Below are 14839 nucleotides of genomic sequence, written 5' to 3'. Positions count from 1 at the left end.
AAGGCTCAAAACACTTTTTGAGGAGGGTGCACCAATGATCGCCACTGATCCACACCCGAGCAATGTCCGGGCGATTGCTGCATACAAAAAAGCAGGTTTCAAGGAATTGCGCCCTGCTGAGGAAACTCCTTGGGGCTTAATTCTTCCTATGGTCGTGTACCCTTAGCCGGGAATATCCCACCGTCCGCTTCGAGCCCTAAATCCACTTTTTGGGAAAGGGGCAAAGCCTATTCAAGGATTTCCATCACAAACTTGCCAGACACATGGATGCTAATAATCTCAAAGGGCCCTGTTCCTGAGGTCAAGACCTTATGCGGCGTATCAGCAGGAATGACCAAGATATCGCCTTCATTCACTAGTGCCTCATCGTCTCCAACAGTAACCCAGGCTTGCCCCTGACGCACCAGGTACACTTCATCGTATGGGTGCTTGTGCAATGGCGGTCCTTTCCCGGATTCGGTCACTTCATTGAAAAGAAACGAAATGCCCGTACCGGCGTTGTGCCCTTCGAGTTTTCCGTTCCAACCTTCGCCTGAGGCCCAATCAGTCCGCCGAAAAATGTTCATCGCAAATACCCACTCCGCTGAGAGATGTACCTTACTTTAAAATACAGTTTTTCTTCCGAATTGTCCGCAAAGTACTGATCCGTCGCGATTTAGCGAGTGACCGCTCCGAGCCCAAGACGGTCATGCGATGCCCAGACATTGCTGTTCCATACCCAGAGCTCGGGCAAAACGCCGCGAAAGCGGGCGCGGAGCCCAAAGAACCCATTTTTAACAGTTTTTTGTGCCTACCGTTAAGGCTGAACAGAACGTTGAGGCCGAGCCAACGGAAGAGTTAGTTGCCTTCGAACTCTTCTGTAAATTCGTCAAGAGATAGAACAGGAATCACAGTGTTGACGTTCAAGTCGGTCCAATCGTGCAAGAGTTTTCCCAGTGCTGCCGCATTTTCAGCTTCAACTATCGTCCAGCCTTCCAGTTGGTTCACTGCAAACCACATACCAAGAATCTTAGTCCCGGGCACATCAACCGCCCCTTCCTTTTCTTTCAAACGCGTGTAGTTAGCATCTCGGTTCTCTGGGCTAATTTTTACATGAACCATGAACTGCATAAGGGTCTCCTCAGAAACAAAGTTCGCTTTTCAATCCTACTAATACGTTAGGTGACATGGTGGGTTTGACAACACTCTAAATCAGCGGTCATGCTTCGCGCAGTGAGGCAGCTGTGTATGCACAGCAGTCATAAGCGTAGCTTGCCGCAAACGACGGCTTCGAGCCCAAAGCGTCCGATGCTGCGGTCTGCGCGTATGTCCGCTCCTTGGCCTGCGGCCAAAAACGTGACAAAATCAAACAGAGTTTTGTCAAAGGTTGTGGCACAAGATTTTCAATGCTTTCTGGCGTATCGCCGCCAGCGACAAAAACGACCGTTTTGACGACTGGGATTTGGCATTAGGTTTATGGCACACGATGACACTTTTTGGCAGCACTGATCCTCTTGAAGTAACGTGCCTCAAGAACAAGGGTTTTTATGTCTGATCCTGCCGACGCCCGTGCTTGGTTCGATGCATTCTTCGCCGACGTGGTGAACGGCGTTTTTTCTCTGATAGCAGCACTGTGTTTTGTTTATCTTTTCTCTGTAGCAAGGAACCTGGCTGATCCTGGAAAACTTAGTTCTCTGCATGTGAAAGGGACGGCTGCCGCCGCTGCCGTGCTTGCTGTGTCATTGCTAGTGGTCTTTCTAAGGAGCGGCACTGATGAAGAAGCGGCACCCGAAAGACCTGGCACCTCCAACGAACAACGCGGTGAAGGCAGCGAGCTTCGTGATGCACCCATCGATTTGAACGACACTCCAGTGCCCGTCAAGTATTCGATAAGCGGTGTGCTAAGTGAGTATTGGAGAGTCAGCGGCGACATGGATATCGATAAAGATTGCAGGCTAACCGGAGTAGTCTCATTTGATCCGCCACCGCCTGAAGGATATCCGAACAACGACACAATAACCGGTAGGGTTACCGGCGGTGATTTCAGTTTCACAAGGCAACTAACGGGGCCGCCGTGGGGAGCTGATGCATTGAATGCGCAAATATCTAGTGATCGAAAGAGTGTAGAAGGACTTTGGAGGGACAATGTTTTCAAGGGCACTATTCGTCCCGCTTTACCACCTTGCCCCTGACCACGGGCTAGATGCACTTCCGTGTAAAAGGGCCAGTTGTAGATAGGAACCTAACAACAGTTTTTCCCGCCAGTGTTTACCTTTGGCCAAAACGACCGTTTTTGGCGGCTCGTGATTTCCGGAAACGGTCATTAGCGCAGCCGCAGCGAAGGGGCGCTCCGTCCCGCGTCACCGCCATCTGCGTGCCACTCCGAGAATGTCCGGTCTACGTGGTTCGCGACCTGCCGCATGAGCGAAAGACCGAGGCGTGATCAAGGTCTGGAAAGGGCTCCTACCGCCAGTCCAAACATACCGCAGAGAATGGCAGCGTCGAGCCCACTTTGACCGATGCTGCGCGATGCCCCAATTACAGAAATGCGCGGAAACCAGACTTTGCAAACTTTGGTGGACGAGCCAACACGGACAATCAACATCTTTCTCGGATGTCGCGGTTGCGGCCCGCTTATCCACAACAGCAGTCACTTAACTGAATTGGCGGGCACGGGACAGTTGCGTAGGAACAAAAAACACAGCAATCGCCTTCTAAAGGCTTCAAAACTGACTTGCATGATTTGCATTCATAAAACCACTGGCACGAGTCAGTTGGCATTTTCTCGATTTCAACGTGCCCACACCGAGGGCAGGTCAAAGTGCTATCCAGCACCACAGTTTGTTTTGTCATTGTCTCACATCTGCATGATTAGATAATCGTTGATTTGAGCCTCATTGAACACGATGACCCATGCCAGCGCGGTGATCGCCGTGCTTCCGACAAGCCACCATTTCAGATTTGCCAACGTCCCGTTTCGATGCGCTACGAACCACGAAACCGCGATCAGCGCTGTTGAGATGGCGAGAACATAGTAGCTTGCTGCCGCTATTTTTCCGAATATCGCCAACCAACTGCCACCCAAGCCGAGCAACATCATGGCCATTGGAAGAACACAGCATGTCGCAACCCCCAGAGCGGAAACCGATCCCAGGTAGCTGAGGGTCAAATTCTTCTTCATCTTTCGCTCCCTGGGTACTCGATTTGAATGTGTTGAGGCACCGGCATTCAGAGCGTATAACTCCTGTAGTTACTACAGGATCAAGCGGAGGTACTTCACATGATTGCGATAGGTGAGGCTTCCCGGCAAAGCGGGGTTGGAATAGAAACCATCCGCTACTATGAACGCGAACGTATAGTGCCAAGGCCCGCACGAGCTCAGAATAACCGCCGCCTCTATTCAGCAAGCGATGTTGGAAGACTTCGATTTTTAAAGAAATGCCGCGACCTGGGGTTTCCGCTCTCAGACGCAAAAGCGCTTTTGGAGTTGTCAGAAGGAAGTGCCGAAGACTGCCGGTCAGTGAAAGAACTGGCCGAGTCACACATGGCCAGCGTTCGAAACAAGATTGATGAGCTCAGACGCCTGGAGCACGCCTTGAGTGAGCTTACGGCCAATTGTGATAGCGGAAACGTTCAATGCCCGATGCTGCAAAGACTGAGAACGATGGATGATATCTGACTCTGGCCGTTGGGCGGATTCAAAATATCTGAGATTTGGCCAGATCGCGTCAGACCAAGGTCTGTGGTGCGGTAACAGATTGTAGTTCATAGTCGATTTCACGATGAGAGCGAAAGTATCTGACCTGACGATTGGCAATTGGTCGTTGTCGCGAGTGTTTCTTGCGGCCAGCATCGTTGTGATGGGCACTGCTACCGCAATAGTCGGGGTTTGGGTGTCAAATCGAATCCAGAACGCAGTCGTCCAAAACTCCGCCAACTCCGCAGCGCTGTATATGGAAAGCGTGGTATCCCCGCTCAGCCAGGAATTGGCATATGGCGACCGCCTTTCAGAGCAGGCGAGCCTGGCGTTGGACGAGATTTTCATGACCCAGCCAATGCGTGACCGCATTGTCTCCTACAAATTCTGGAAGCAAGGCGGTGTGATTGCACATGCCTCCGATACAAGCATCATCGGAAACCGTTTCAATCCTACGGATGACTTAAGGCGGGCGTGGAGCGGTGATATCTCCGGCTCTTTCGAAGAGCTTGATCATGCCGAGAGCGCCGCCGAGGCGGCATTGGGGATACCACTGCTCGAAGTTTACAGCCCCATCCGCGAACTTTGGTCCGGCGAAATCATCGCAGTTGCGGAGTTCTACGAAAGAGCTGATCAGCTTGAGTTGGACTTAGCCAAGGCCAGGCGAACAAGTTGGTTGGTCGTCGGTTCCGCATTTCTGGCAAGTACTATTGTTCTGTATTCCATCGTCGCAATTGGTGACAAAACAATTAGAAGACAGGGGGCTCTTCTTGAACAACGCCTGGCCGAAAGTGAGAGGATGGCCGAGCAGAATGCCCGGCTGCGTTCGCGTGTGGTCGAGGCGTCAGAAAGATATGCCACGCAAACAGATCGGTTCCTCAAGAAACTCGGTGCCGAGCTACATGATGGTCCTGCGCAATACCTGTCGCTCGCCGCCCTTAGACTGGAGGCGGCGTTTTCCAAAGAGTCCGAAAGGCCTAAAGAGGCAGAGGAAATTCAGCAGTCTTTGCAAAAATCTCTAGCTGAAATTCGTGCAATATCGCGAGGGCTGTCCGCGCCAGATATCGACAGCCTGTCACTCGTCGATGTTGTGAGGAGAGCCGTAGAGGATCACGCCGAACACAGCCCGTTGCGACCAGATGTTTCATTCCAAGGTAGCCAGGCCCCAGAGTTGTCATTGTCCGACAAGTTGTGCGTTTTTCGGTTCCTTCAGGAGACGCTTTCCAACGCCGCGAGATATGCTCCAGCTTCCAAGTGCACGGTTATCTCTGAGGCGCAGAACGACTGCATAGTTGTAAAGGTCAAAGACGACGGACCTGGATTTGACAGGTCAGAAGAAACCGCGTTGCGAGACGATGGTGGCCAGGGGCTTATGGGGTTGCGAGATCGGGTCGAGAGTATTGGTGGCAAGTTCGAAGTCGTATCGAGACCGGGCGAAGGCACCACCATTGCTATGACACTCTTTCCCAGAAAGTTAGGCACATCATGACTACATCCGTCGTAATAGCTGATGATCACCCGATATTTAGGGATGGTTTGCAACGCACGTTAGATGAAGCTGATGGTTTCGAAGTTTTGGCCGCTGGGTCCAACGCTGAAGAGGCAGTATCGCTGGTCGGCACGCATCAGCCGGACATAGCTATTCTTGACCTTTCTATGCCCGGCGGTGGAATAAATGCGACACGTAAAATTGCGGCAATGGCAAATCCACCCGTCATTGCAATCTTGACGGTCTCAGAGAACAGCAGCGATGTCGCGGACGCCTTGGAGGCGGGCGCGATTGGGTACATTGTGAAGGGAGTAACCGCGAGCGAACTAACCGCTTCCTTACGCAGCATCGCCGCAGGTGAAGGGTTCGTTTCTCCGGGCTTGGCCTCGCGAGTATTGCTGCAAATCAATGCTGACAGCGGCATGTCTGTTAACAGCGGCACTCTCGATGACCTTACGCATCGGGAGGAAGAAATACTGAGACGTGTGGCCAAAGGACTGAGTAATCGTGAAATCGCTGACGAGTTAGACCTTCAGGAAAAGACCGTGAAGCACTACATGACGGCAATCCTGTCCAAGCTTCATGCGCGAAATCGGGTAGAGGCCGCGCTTATTGCACATGATGTTTGGAACAAGGGAGACTAACAGCGGTCTCATTAACGACGATGGCGGCCCCTCTCAATGAGAAGCCGCCAACGGATTATCGACTGGTGTTGCTGTTCAGTTGGTAACCGACTGTAACCTCCGGCGATCAGAGGCCGTTGCGTTTCTCTCGACAACAGTCCGGTTGTACGGGTCTTTCAACTCGTAGCGCCCAAACTCGATCTCCTCTTTCCAACCATTGGCATAGTTCACTTCGATATTGTTGCCTTGGCGTTCGATTTTCGTGGGCCGACTTCCAGCAGTGCCGCCTTGCCCAGCAGAACGCACGCTGTCGATTGAGATACCATTCGCCAAAGACCGAAGCCTTGAGACGTCCGCACCGGTCGCAGGGCGCTCCTCAACAGTTCGGTTTTGCGCGTTCTTTCTCTCATACCGCCCGTTTTCGATCTCCTCCTTGGTTCCGTCGGCGTAACGCACTTCAATCCCGTTAGCGTTTGTTTCGACCTTTGTTATCCCAGCAGAACCCGACGGCTTGCCCCCTGCTTGAGACCGATCCTTCTTTCCGCTGCCTATATTGGAGCGTTTCGAGTCATCATCGTCATCGTCATCGTCATCGTCATCGTCATCGTCATCATCGTCGTCGCGACCACTTTTGCCTGATCCTGAATTGTCTTCACGATCATCATCTCGGTCGTCGTCGCGATCATCGTCTCTATCGTCATCACGATCATCGTCCCGGTCACCACCACGACCGCTATTACCCGACCCCGAGTTGTCGTCGCGGTCATCATCTCTGTCGTCGTCACGATCATCGTCGCGACCATCCCCGTCTTTCCCCTTGCCGCTCTTGGCAAAGGCATATGACGGTTCAAAATGTAGGCGACCATCGGCATCGAACACTGGCACATAAGGTGTCGCCGCGATCAACGAAGCCAACGCCGCAGTACTAAGAAGTTGACCCAGCTTTCTTTGTATTTTCATTTTCGCCTCCAAATTTGAGCATCACGATTAGCTACGTTGGAGACAGGTTACTTCTGGTTCGGCTTTCCCACATCGGGCTTAGGTCTGACGAATTTCAAGCCGAACGTCTTAGTCAGATCAGTCATGCCAATAGAGTTTTTCTGAGCCATGTGACCAGTTCAGTGGGAACTAACCCCGTCACCCTTCAACTCGTCATCAGGTTCGAGGTGAATGACAAAGACGGAACCTGGATACAAACGACCCAATTCTTCCTCGATGTCATTGCAAATATCATGCGCCGCGCTGACTGGCATTGTGCCGTCCACAACAAGATGAAACTCCACGAAGATGACATTCGCGGATCTGCGCCCTTTGAGGTCGTGGTACTCTAAGGCTGCGCCGAGATTTGCATCGATTGCGTTGGAAACAGTCTGCATGTCATGGTCCGAAAGCGTCACATCCATCAGGCCATCGACGGACGACCGAATAACTTTCCATCCCTCCCACAAGATGTTCAGTGCAACAAGAATTGCCAGGATCGGGTCGAGGATCAGCCAGCCGGTGACAAGTGCAAGCATCAGACCTGCGACCACACCAACTGAGGTCATGACATCTGTGAAAATGTGCCGGGAGCTCGCCTCCAATGCAGGCGACCCCTCGCGCCTGCCAATTTTGAGCAATAGGTAAGCCCATGCGCCATTCACACCCGTTGCAATGACATTGACGACGATTCCAAGAATTGGCGCATCCTCAAGATGCGGGTTTGGAAGTGCCAGTACAGCTTCTCTGATGATCAAGAATGCTGCCAGCACAATGAGTGCGCCCTCGACGACGGCAGAAAGATACTCAGCTTTTTTGTGACCGAAGGGGTGGTTTTCATCAGGGGGCATATTGGCAACTCGAACCGCAAAATATGCCAGCAACGCCGCAACGACATTCACGGTGGACTCCATCGCGTCTGACAACAAAGCCACCGAGCCTGTCAGCCACCAAGCCAACAGTTTCAGGACCAGTACCGCAATGGATATCGGGATAGACCAAAGAGCGATTTGTTGTGTCATTTGGCCGCGACCCTCAGTCAATCGTTACAACTGATCCTGGGAACAGGAGAGCGACCGTACTTAACACGTAAGACAGTATTAGGGTAATAGTGAATAGGGCCACAGGGTCGGTCATGCACGACCGGCTGTAGTGAATGGCTCCAGCACCATAGTGTCATACATCCGTTACTTGGATGGACCTGATGGTTACATTTAGCTAGCATCTGTGATCAAACAGCACGAAGGGAGACACACATGTCGAAGTTCACCAACAGAAAAACTGCTCATGGGGTTGTTGCACTCGTAATCTGCTGTATCGCGGCGACTGCACACGCGCAATCGGCAGGCGAGGAGATGTCGTTTTTCATCACTAGTGTGGGCAAGGGGGACGGTGCAAATCTAGGCGGCCTCGAAGGCGCCGATGCTCATTGCAATGCGCTTGCTTCCGCGACCGGTTCTACCAAGACTTTTGCGGCCTATCTGAGCACCTCAATGTCCATTGATCGCAGCACCGACCCGATGACAATCACCAATGGCGTTTCTGCTCGCGACCGGATCGGATCGGGTCCGTGGTACAATGCCAACGGAGAGCTCATCGCCAACAACGTTGAGGACCTGCACAGCAACAGCGTGAACATAAATCTACAGACCGCGCTCGACGAAAATGGCAACCCTGTCAATGGGCGTGGCAGTCAGCCGAACAAACATGACATTCTGACCGGCTCCGATTCTGCGGGATACTTCTCTACGGCAGGTGGTGACACAACATGCAGCAACTGGACTTCGAATAGTGAAGATGGATCTGCGATTGTCGGGCACCATGATCGTGTAGGTCTCAACGATGCTAGAAACATGATATCCTGGAACTCATCGCACGGCTCGCGCGGTTGCGGAGAGGAACATCTGCCACGTTCTGGCGGGGCGGGTCTGTTTTATTGCTTCGCAACTGACTGATCGGGCAGCATTGGCACGCGTATCGCCCGTATTGAACCTGATATTTCCAAGTCAGTTTTGGTTATCGCGCTTTGGAAGCGGTTTTTGGGCGGAAATAGCCTAAATGCCGCTTCGTTGAGAGTTTACTAAACTGCAAAACTTGGTTGAAAAGGTCCGCTTTGGGCTGTGACCGGTCCTCAACAACCATTGAGCCTACGGCAACTTTGTCCCGCAAACTGGATATTCGCTGAGATTGAGCGAATGACCGCGCCGAGCTCAAAGCAGACTGGCCATGCAAGTTGAAGCTGCCTCCGTGAATGTGGCCTTTAGCAGGTCCCAAAACCAATTTGCGCTTCTCGGATTGTCGTTCCATTGTGGGGGTCGCTGGACGTTAAAGTTGGAAACTCGATGGAAAGACGCCTTGCCGCAATACTTGCCGCGGACGTTGTAGGATACAGCCGCCTCATGGGGGCGAACGAAGTTGGAACATTGAATGCTCTGCGCGAAATCCGCGCTGGATTGGTCGAAGGAGCGGTCGAAAGGGAGCATGGGCGCATCGTCAAACTGATGGGCGATGGTATACTCGTGGAGTTCGCGAGTGTTGTGAATGCTTTGAACTGCGCGCTCCAGATTCAGACGAAAATGACTGAGCGGAATATCGGTGTTCCAGAAGACAGGCAAATCCGTTTTCGCATCGGTGTTAATATCGGCGATGTACTTATAGAAGATGGCGACGTTTTCGGCGACGGGGTCAACATCGCAGCTCGCTTAGAGGCCCTCGCCCTTCCCGGCGGCATAGCCGTTTCGGGTGCGGCCCGAGACCAGATCGGAAACAGACTTGAGGTTGGTTTCAAGGCAGCTGGAAATCAGACACTCAAAAATATTGAGGACCCAGTATCAGTCTTTCACATTCAGTCGTCGAGGCTATCAATATCGTCGGAATCGACTGAGATAGCCGACATACCGTCAATAGCCGTGCTTCCCTTTGCAAACATGAGTGGAGATCCCGAACAGGAGTATTTCGCTGATGGCATCAGCGAAGACCTGATCACAGACCTTTCAAAGCTGACTGGCCTTTTTGTCGTCAGCCGCAACTCGGCCTTCGTTTACAAGGGCCGTCCCATGAATATGGTTGATGTGGCTCGCGACCTTGGTGTGCGGTACATTTTGGAAGGGAGTGTTCGAAAAGCCGGTAACCGCGTGCGAATTACTGCCCAGCTGATAGACGGGATCACAGGAGGCCACCTTTGGGCCGATCGATATGATCGTGAATTCTCCGACATATTCGACCTTCAAGATGAGATTACGAAAACAATCATCGACCAATTGCACGTTCGGCTATTGGACAGCGAGCTCGACGCGTCTGCACAGACCGGGAACGCGGATGCGTACAATCTCTATTTGAAGGGCCGCCAGTTCTTTCATATGCATGCAAGGAGTTACATTGAAAAAGCGAGACAGCTTTTTCTTGAGGCTCTGCAACAAGACCCTGACTATGCTCGTGCGTATGTTGGTCTTGCCGAGTGCGAAGCGAGGCTAAACGATTGGCATGGGGCAGCCTACGCCATCGAAGACATCATTGGGATGGGCAAGCGCGCCACCGATCTTCAACCGGATTTGGCTGAGGCACATGCGGCGTTGGGTCTGGCATGTCAGATGTCTGGACAGAATGATGCGGCGGAGGCATCTTATCGCAGGGCTTTAGCCCTCGATCCGCTATGCTACGGTGCGCATTACAATTTTGCGCGATACCACCGTGGACAGATGGACCATGAGCAAAGTGCGTATCACTTCACCCGCGCTCTCGAAATAAGACCTGACGATTATCGTTCCCCACTCTTGTTGCTGAATGATTTGGACCAACTCGGTCGTGTAGATGAACGCGATCGCTATCTCGATATGGGCTTAAAACGAGTTGAGGAAGCGGTTCAACGAAATCCAAATAACCCCGATCCGCTGGAGTTGGCCGCGTCTGTCGTGGCAAGTTGCGGTCGACTGGATGAAGCTCGCGAGCTGTTGGCGCGCGCGCGGGCAGCTGACCCTGAAGCAGAAACGACGAACGGGTATAATGTTGCGTGCATCTACGCGCTGTTGGGAGAACCAGAGGCGGCGCTGGATTGGTTGGAAAAAGTCTACCCCGGTCTAGGGCTTGTGCAACGAGAATGGATGCAAAGCGATCCCGACTTTTCTTCGCTTCGCGACGATCCAAGATTTCGAAGACTGGTGACCATTTCGGAAGATCGGGACGAAGAACGATAGTCTGCTCTGTCGGCACAGCCGACATTAATACTGGTCATTGGCGGCCTGAAGAAACGGCTTAAGCCAATCAGCAGGCACCCAGTTATCGAAATCGGCAAATCGAACCTTAAACACAGCTCTGTTGTCTCGAACGATTGGCCCTTCGATAATCTCGCCAACGTCACTCGTGCTGCCGTCGGCGACTGTCATGCCCTAAAGATGGACACCGAAGACTCACCTGTAAAGCCCGCAGAGGTAGTTAGACCTAAAAATACCAACGATATCAAAGGCAGTTCCCGGATAAGGTAACGAGATATGGCGGATCGAGAGCACGCATCAATCTGGATAGAACAACTGGACCCACCCTATGTGCGCATGGGTGTTGCGTCGTGGCCTTGGCAGAATATCACCCGGATCACGGAACGGGCGGGCAAGCTGGCACAGAACTATTCCCGAGGCTGGCACTGCGCCTATTGCGGAGAGCTTATGCCGGAGTGGAAACGGATCGACGCCAAGTATTGCAAGGAAGGCTGTCGCAAGATGGCTGCACGGAAACGGCGACTCAAGTAGAGCGAAATCTAAAGCAGAGCACCGTCTATCGGGGTTGTGTTTTTGACAGAAACCTAGTCGGCGCGCTAACCTCATTGTCGAACTTTCCGATTTCTAGTTAGCGTAGCGATTGCAATGAAACCGTTTTTCTACTTACCGATTGTCATCACCTCATTCCTGGTCTCAGCGTGCCTGCCGACCTCCGATGTTTCAACCAGCGTCACTCCCGAAAGCGCAGACGGCGTAGTTGGTCGTTCCATGATGTCGAATACATACATTGGCCGCGGTGCAAGCGTATTGACGCCTCACGGGCATAAACGCTCAAGCGAGCGGGCACGGAGAGGAAGTAGGTCTGACCGCTTTGAACTCCGCCACAATGACTGTGCGATAGCTAGAAAGCCCCAGCCTTTGGATTGTGTTGAGGACCGGCAGCGCATCGAGCGCGAGGAAGAACCGAGAGGTGTATTCCAAAAGTACGGCACGGCTGCCTGGTATGGATGGTCCATGTTTTTAGCACCCGATTTTCCAACTCTTGCACCAATGTCCGTAACTGCGGTCCAAGCCAAGCCACCGGGATACACTCCGATTTGGGACTTGAACTTAGGAGGACCCGCAAGAGTTTTCTTTTGGGACGAAAACAGCGATTGCACGGTTGGGCAGCTAAGCAATTGGAGGGGCAGATGGACAGACATAGTTGTATTTGCCGACTACAGCGCGTCTCCGAGCGGTCCGGCGTTTCAAATGTGGGTCAACAATCGACTGGTTTGCACAAGGACACGACCACTCATAGTCAATGGCATGCCAGGTGATGGAAAAAACCTGCACGTCAGGTACGGACTATATCAAGCTTACATAAGTAGATGGCTTGGTAGAAATGGTAGAACGCCACCCGAAGCGACCGGATGGCGTGACGTTAACTCTCAACCTGGATTTGGGAGCAACAGCTTGACCCCAACGCCGTTTGCATATGACTGGGGAGTGAAGCTACCGACAACCGTTCTTTATATCGACGAATTCAGAAGTGGGCCCACACGCGAAAGCGTAGACGTGGGATTGTTGGAGGCTCGAGGCGTGAAGCCGGTGGATTGAGCATAGCTTGCTTCCAACACGCTCCTTTCACCGGAGAGGCCTCAGATATGCCCGCAAGGCACATTAAGCTGGTTCGACCGCTCATCTACCGTCAGATTCCGTTAAGCCCGCTCAGCCGGGCGTGTATTGTGGTTAGGGGAACCGGGGAACATGACAAATTTTCGGAGTTTTGAAGGTCGGCAAAACAATGGTTTTACTCAAGTGTCAGCGAGGATTACTAGAAAACCTAACCGACAATACTGGCAAACAGTTTTGACAGGCTTGGCTCAAAGTGTCGTTCTTTAGTAGGATGGCCTAGTCATCATCGCAGAGGGTGTTTGGAACGTTCCGCATGGGGGTGCCGTGCAATCTGAGATAAACTTTAAACTAAATAAAGAGCTACGCACGTTAACTGAAAAAGAAGCTATTTCTCTCGGTGCCAGGGCCACGTTGCGTGCTCTGCCTTACGCACTTCAAAAAGGGTCTGGAAACCGAGACACTAGCCTTCTGGCCGTTTGCCGTGGAGCAATTATGCATGCCCCAGCGATGCTAAGTGTGTCGTCTGATGCACGCTTCGCTGCCCGTACTGCGGCACTATCTTTAGCAGGAATGTCCAGAACAGAGGATCAGCTTGATTCTAAAGAGCAACATTGTTTGGCTGCCGCAAATGGCGCGGCGCGTGCCGCCTCTCATTATCAAGGCCGTGTCGACGCGCAGAAAGAAGTGGCGGATGCAGCGGCAGATGCGATCCGGGCTTATTATCGTGTCTCAGAAAATGCCAATCAGTTTTATCTGAATGATCTATCGCTCTTACGGATGGTCACCAGCGCTGAGGCGGTATTTGAGGAACCATTGTTTCCGGAAATTTCTCAAACCCAATACCCACAAGGACTGCAAGTGTTAGAGGAGTTCTTTGCTGCAGATCCTAAGAAATGGAGGTTTTGGAAAGATTGGTATGAAGGCTATTTGACTGGAAATCCGATAAACTGGCAGCTCCAAAGTCAAATTGCTCTATTACCAGAAGAATATTGGTTGCACGGCCCATCCCAAATCTCTGTCAAAATTGAAGAATTAATGCAGCGTGGCAACCTGACTTGCGCAATCGACGAAGCTGAGGCTGAGTTGCAGGCGGCTTCGAATTCTCGGCATGGAATTGGAGGCAATTACCCACCCGAAGCAATAGCTCCTTCACACGTAAATGTAGTTGATGAGCTGCTTACCGCCTGGGCACCTTTGCAGGAGTTGAGGCAGGAGCTTGAAGCAGAAAATCCGATTAAATCCGTCATTCAAGACGTTCTAAAAACCCTGCGCGGCTTTCTAAGTGCCGGTTTTCAATGGGCGGCGAACAAAGCAGACTTAGCAGTTGATACCACGATAAAGTGGGGCATCCCCGCCATTGGCGGTGGCTACTTAGCTTTGAACCCTGAGAAAATCGAAGCGGTAGTTCAAGCCGCTGAGCGATGGTTAATGCTGTTGCATTGATGAGACCGTGTCTAAACGGATTCGAGTAAGGTGCTCCCCTTTCATGAGTGCTCCAAATTCTAGGAGAACAACAAAACCTTAGCGCTCTAAACCCATATTGAACGTTGTCTCGGTATTTTCCTCAGCATCATTGATTTCGAATTTCTGGTCAGTGAGACTGGTCAAATGGCAATCATGATGACACCGAAACTGGTGCATTTGACAGAATCTTGCTCCCAGCGGACCATGATATTGTGAGCGCATGTATTTCGCGCTGCTTTTTCAATTGGAGCTATTATGAGCGTTTTTTACGGTATTCTGTTTTCTCTATTTACTGCAGCTGTAGTCATCGCAGGTGACCTACTCATAAAGGTCGCCGCAGATGGCGCAAGGGCGATTACATCGCCGCCTATGATTGCGGGCATCTTGCTTTACGCCTGTTCAGCCATCCTTTGGTATTTCGCGATGCGTCACGTGACTCTGGGACAAGCAGCGGTGGCTTACTCGATGCTATCGCTGATTGTCTTGTGCGGACTGGGGTGGGCGTTCTTTGACGAGGTAATCGGATTTCGTGAGGTCGCAGGCATTGGTTGCGCCTGTCTAGCTATGGTTTTGATGATGCGAATTGCGTGAAACCAAGCTTTTTACTGCAAGGAAGAATGTCGCAAGACGGCGGAACCAAGCTGAAAACTCGCGAAATTTCATTGATTTTTTAGGTTCTGGACCCATTAGATTTGTTGCTGTTGTCTCGTTTGCATGATTCAAGCCCCTGAGTTTCAGAGGTGTATCATGAGCAATCTATTCTGGCTGACTGACGAACAGA

General features: G+C 51.9%; 17 protein-coding genes. 10 read left to right on the top strand and 7 right to left on the bottom strand.

Going from position 1 to position 14839, the window contains the following annotated elements; all coding sequences use genetic code 11:
- Positions 1 to 227: 227 nt before the first annotated feature.
- Entirely contained in the window at positions 228 to 566 is a 339-nt protein-coding gene (locus ACR0EZ_RS25155; RefSeq protein WP_480617546.1) for a cupin domain-containing protein, read from the bottom strand.
- A gap of 271 nt (positions 567 to 837) precedes the next feature.
- Positions 838 to 1110 (bottom strand): DUF3303 domain-containing protein, encoded by a 273-nt coding sequence (locus tag ACR0EZ_RS25150; RefSeq protein ID WP_480617544.1) that lies wholly within the window; start codon positions 1108 to 1110, stop codon positions 838 to 840.
- 416 nt (positions 1111 to 1526) lie between these two features.
- On the opposite strand from ACR0EZ_RS25150, the gene ACR0EZ_RS25145 reads away from it, so the two are divergent.
- On the top strand, positions 1527 to 2171 hold the full coding sequence (locus ACR0EZ_RS25145) for a hypothetical protein (protein ID WP_480617542.1): 645 nt from the start codon (positions 1527 to 1529) through the stop codon (positions 2169 to 2171).
- A gap of 442 nt (positions 2172 to 2613) precedes the next feature.
- On the opposite strand, the gene ACR0EZ_RS25140 is transcribed toward ACR0EZ_RS25145, so the two are convergent.
- A complete protein-coding gene (locus ACR0EZ_RS25140; protein WP_480617541.1) occupies positions 2614 to 2832 on the bottom strand; it encodes a GDCCVxC domain-containing (seleno)protein in 219 nt (72 codons plus the stop codon).
- A 4-nt stretch (positions 2833 to 2836) separates the two neighbouring features.
- Positions 2837 to 3160: a hypothetical protein gene (locus ACR0EZ_RS25135; RefSeq protein WP_480617539.1), complete on the bottom strand. Its 324-nt coding sequence runs from the start codon at positions 3158 to 3160 to the stop codon at positions 2837 to 2839.
- 99 nt (positions 3161 to 3259) lie between these two features.
- Here ACR0EZ_RS25135 and ACR0EZ_RS25130 point away from each other — a divergent pair, with 99 nt between their 5' ends.
- The 3 genes from ACR0EZ_RS25130 (at position 3260) to ACR0EZ_RS25120 (ending at position 5809) form a co-directional block, all read left to right on the top strand.
- Entirely contained in the window at positions 3260 to 3658 is a 399-nt protein-coding gene (locus ACR0EZ_RS25130; protein ID WP_480617537.1) for a MerR family transcriptional regulator, read from the top strand.
- Between the two features lie 154 nt (positions 3659 to 3812).
- A complete protein-coding gene (locus tag ACR0EZ_RS25125) occupies positions 3813 to 5165 on the top strand; it encodes a sensor histidine kinase (protein ID WP_480617535.1) in 1353 nt (450 codons plus the stop codon).
- Positions 5162 to 5809, top strand: coding sequence for a response regulator (locus ACR0EZ_RS25120; RefSeq protein ID WP_480617533.1), 648 nt, complete (start codon positions 5162 to 5164; stop codon positions 5807 to 5809). The genes ACR0EZ_RS25125 and ACR0EZ_RS25120 overlap by 4 nt, the downstream gene beginning before the upstream one ends.
- A 75-nt stretch (positions 5810 to 5884) precedes the next feature.
- On the opposite strand, the gene ACR0EZ_RS25115 is transcribed toward ACR0EZ_RS25120, so the two are convergent.
- Positions 5885 to 6748 (bottom strand): hypothetical protein, encoded by an 864-nt coding sequence (locus ACR0EZ_RS25115; protein ID WP_480617531.1) that lies wholly within the window; start codon positions 6746 to 6748, stop codon positions 5885 to 5887.
- Between the two features lie 158 nt (positions 6749 to 6906).
- Complete coding sequence (locus ACR0EZ_RS25110; protein WP_480617529.1) at positions 6907 to 7788, bottom strand: cation diffusion facilitator family transporter; 882 nt, start codon at positions 7786 to 7788, stop codon at positions 6907 to 6909.
- 234 nt (positions 7789 to 8022) lie between these two features.
- Here ACR0EZ_RS25110 and ACR0EZ_RS25105 point away from each other — a divergent pair, with 234 nt between their 5' ends.
- The gene (locus ACR0EZ_RS25105) at positions 8023 to 8721 is read left to right on the top strand and encodes a hypothetical protein (RefSeq protein WP_170494982.1); all 699 of its coding nucleotides are present in this window, start codon (positions 8023 to 8025) and stop codon (positions 8719 to 8721) included.
- Positions 8722 to 9108: 387 nt separating this feature from the next.
- Positions 9109 to 10959, top strand: coding sequence for a TPR end-of-group domain-containing protein (locus ACR0EZ_RS25100; RefSeq protein WP_480617527.1), 1851 nt, complete (start codon positions 9109 to 9111; stop codon positions 10957 to 10959).
- Positions 10960 to 10983: 24 nt separating this feature from the next.
- On the opposite strand, the gene ACR0EZ_RS25095 is transcribed toward ACR0EZ_RS25100, so the two are convergent.
- Positions 10984 to 11148 (bottom strand): hypothetical protein, encoded by a 165-nt coding sequence (locus ACR0EZ_RS25095; protein ID WP_480617526.1) that lies wholly within the window; start codon positions 11146 to 11148, stop codon positions 10984 to 10986.
- 105 nt (positions 11149 to 11253) lie between these two features.
- Here ACR0EZ_RS25095 and ACR0EZ_RS25090 point away from each other — a divergent pair, with 105 nt between their 5' ends.
- The 4 genes from ACR0EZ_RS25090 to ACR0EZ_RS25075 all read left to right on the top strand — a co-directional run bounded on the left by ACR0EZ_RS25090 (position 11254) and on the right by ACR0EZ_RS25075 (position 14649).
- Complete coding sequence (locus ACR0EZ_RS25090) at positions 11254 to 11508, top strand: hypothetical protein (protein WP_480617525.1); 255 nt, start codon at positions 11254 to 11256, stop codon at positions 11506 to 11508.
- Between the two features lie 114 nt (positions 11509 to 11622).
- Positions 11623 to 12576: a heparin lyase I family protein gene (locus tag ACR0EZ_RS25085; RefSeq protein WP_480617524.1), complete on the top strand. Its 954-nt coding sequence runs from the start codon at positions 11623 to 11625 to the stop codon at positions 12574 to 12576.
- Between the two features lie 342 nt (positions 12577 to 12918).
- The gene (locus tag ACR0EZ_RS25080; RefSeq protein WP_480617523.1) at positions 12919 to 14037 is read left to right on the top strand and encodes a hypothetical protein; all 1119 of its coding nucleotides are present in this window, start codon (positions 12919 to 12921) and stop codon (positions 14035 to 14037) included.
- A gap of 276 nt (positions 14038 to 14313) precedes the next feature.
- A complete protein-coding gene (locus ACR0EZ_RS25075) occupies positions 14314 to 14649 on the top strand; it encodes a hypothetical protein (RefSeq protein WP_480617522.1) in 336 nt (111 codons plus the stop codon).
- Positions 14650 to 14839: the final 190 nt, after the last annotated feature.

The sequence above is a fragment of the Ruegeria sp. AK4 genome (assembly GCF_056541025.1).
Note: the sequence above shows the minus strand (reverse complement) of the source record. Positions and strands in the feature narration are given on the sequence as shown.

Bases quoted from the DNA above. Each gene is read 5' to 3' on its own strand.
- ACR0EZ_RS25115 (WP_480617531.1), bottom strand. From the start codon at position 6,748: ATGAAAATACAAAGAAAGCTGGGTCAACTTCTTAGTACTGCGGCGTTG.
- ACR0EZ_RS25145 (WP_480617542.1), top strand. From the start codon at position 1,527: ATGTCTGATCCTGCCGACGCCCGTGCTTGGTTCGATGCATTCTTCGCC.
- ACR0EZ_RS25095 (WP_480617526.1), bottom strand. From the start codon at position 11,148: ATGACAGTCGCCGACGGCAGCACGAGTGACGTTGGCGAGATTATCGAA.
- ACR0EZ_RS25105 (WP_170494982.1), top strand. From the start codon at position 8,023: ATGTCGAAGTTCACCAACAGAAAAACTGCTCATGGGGTTGTTGCACTC.
- ACR0EZ_RS25140 (WP_480617541.1), bottom strand. From the start codon at position 2,832: ATGACAAAACAAACTGTGGTGCTGGATAGCACTTTGACCTGCCCTCGG.
- ACR0EZ_RS25110 (WP_480617529.1), bottom strand. From the start codon at position 7,788: ATGACACAACAAATCGCTCTTTGGTCTATCCCGATATCCATTGCGGTA.
- ACR0EZ_RS25155 (WP_480617546.1), bottom strand. From the start codon at position 566: ATGAACATTTTTCGGCGGACTGATTGGGCCTCAGGCGAAGGTTGGAAC.
- ACR0EZ_RS25075 (WP_480617522.1), top strand. From the start codon at position 14,314: ATGAGCGTTTTTTACGGTATTCTGTTTTCTCTATTTACTGCAGCTGTA.
- ACR0EZ_RS25130 (WP_480617537.1), top strand. From the start codon at position 3,260: ATGATTGCGATAGGTGAGGCTTCCCGGCAAAGCGGGGTTGGAATAGAA.
- ACR0EZ_RS25090 (WP_480617525.1), top strand. From the start codon at position 11,254: ATGGCGGATCGAGAGCACGCATCAATCTGGATAGAACAACTGGACCCA.
- ACR0EZ_RS25135 (WP_480617539.1), bottom strand. From the start codon at position 3,160: ATGAAGAAGAATTTGACCCTCAGCTACCTGGGATCGGTTTCCGCTCTG.
- ACR0EZ_RS25120 (WP_480617533.1), top strand. From the start codon at position 5,162: ATGACTACATCCGTCGTAATAGCTGATGATCACCCGATATTTAGGGAT.
- ACR0EZ_RS25100 (WP_480617527.1), top strand. From the start codon at position 9,109: ATGGAAAGACGCCTTGCCGCAATACTTGCCGCGGACGTTGTAGGATAC.
- ACR0EZ_RS25150 (WP_480617544.1), bottom strand. From the start codon at position 1,110: ATGCAGTTCATGGTTCATGTAAAAATTAGCCCAGAGAACCGAGATGCT.
- ACR0EZ_RS25085 (WP_480617524.1), top strand. From the start codon at position 11,623: ATGAAACCGTTTTTCTACTTACCGATTGTCATCACCTCATTCCTGGTC.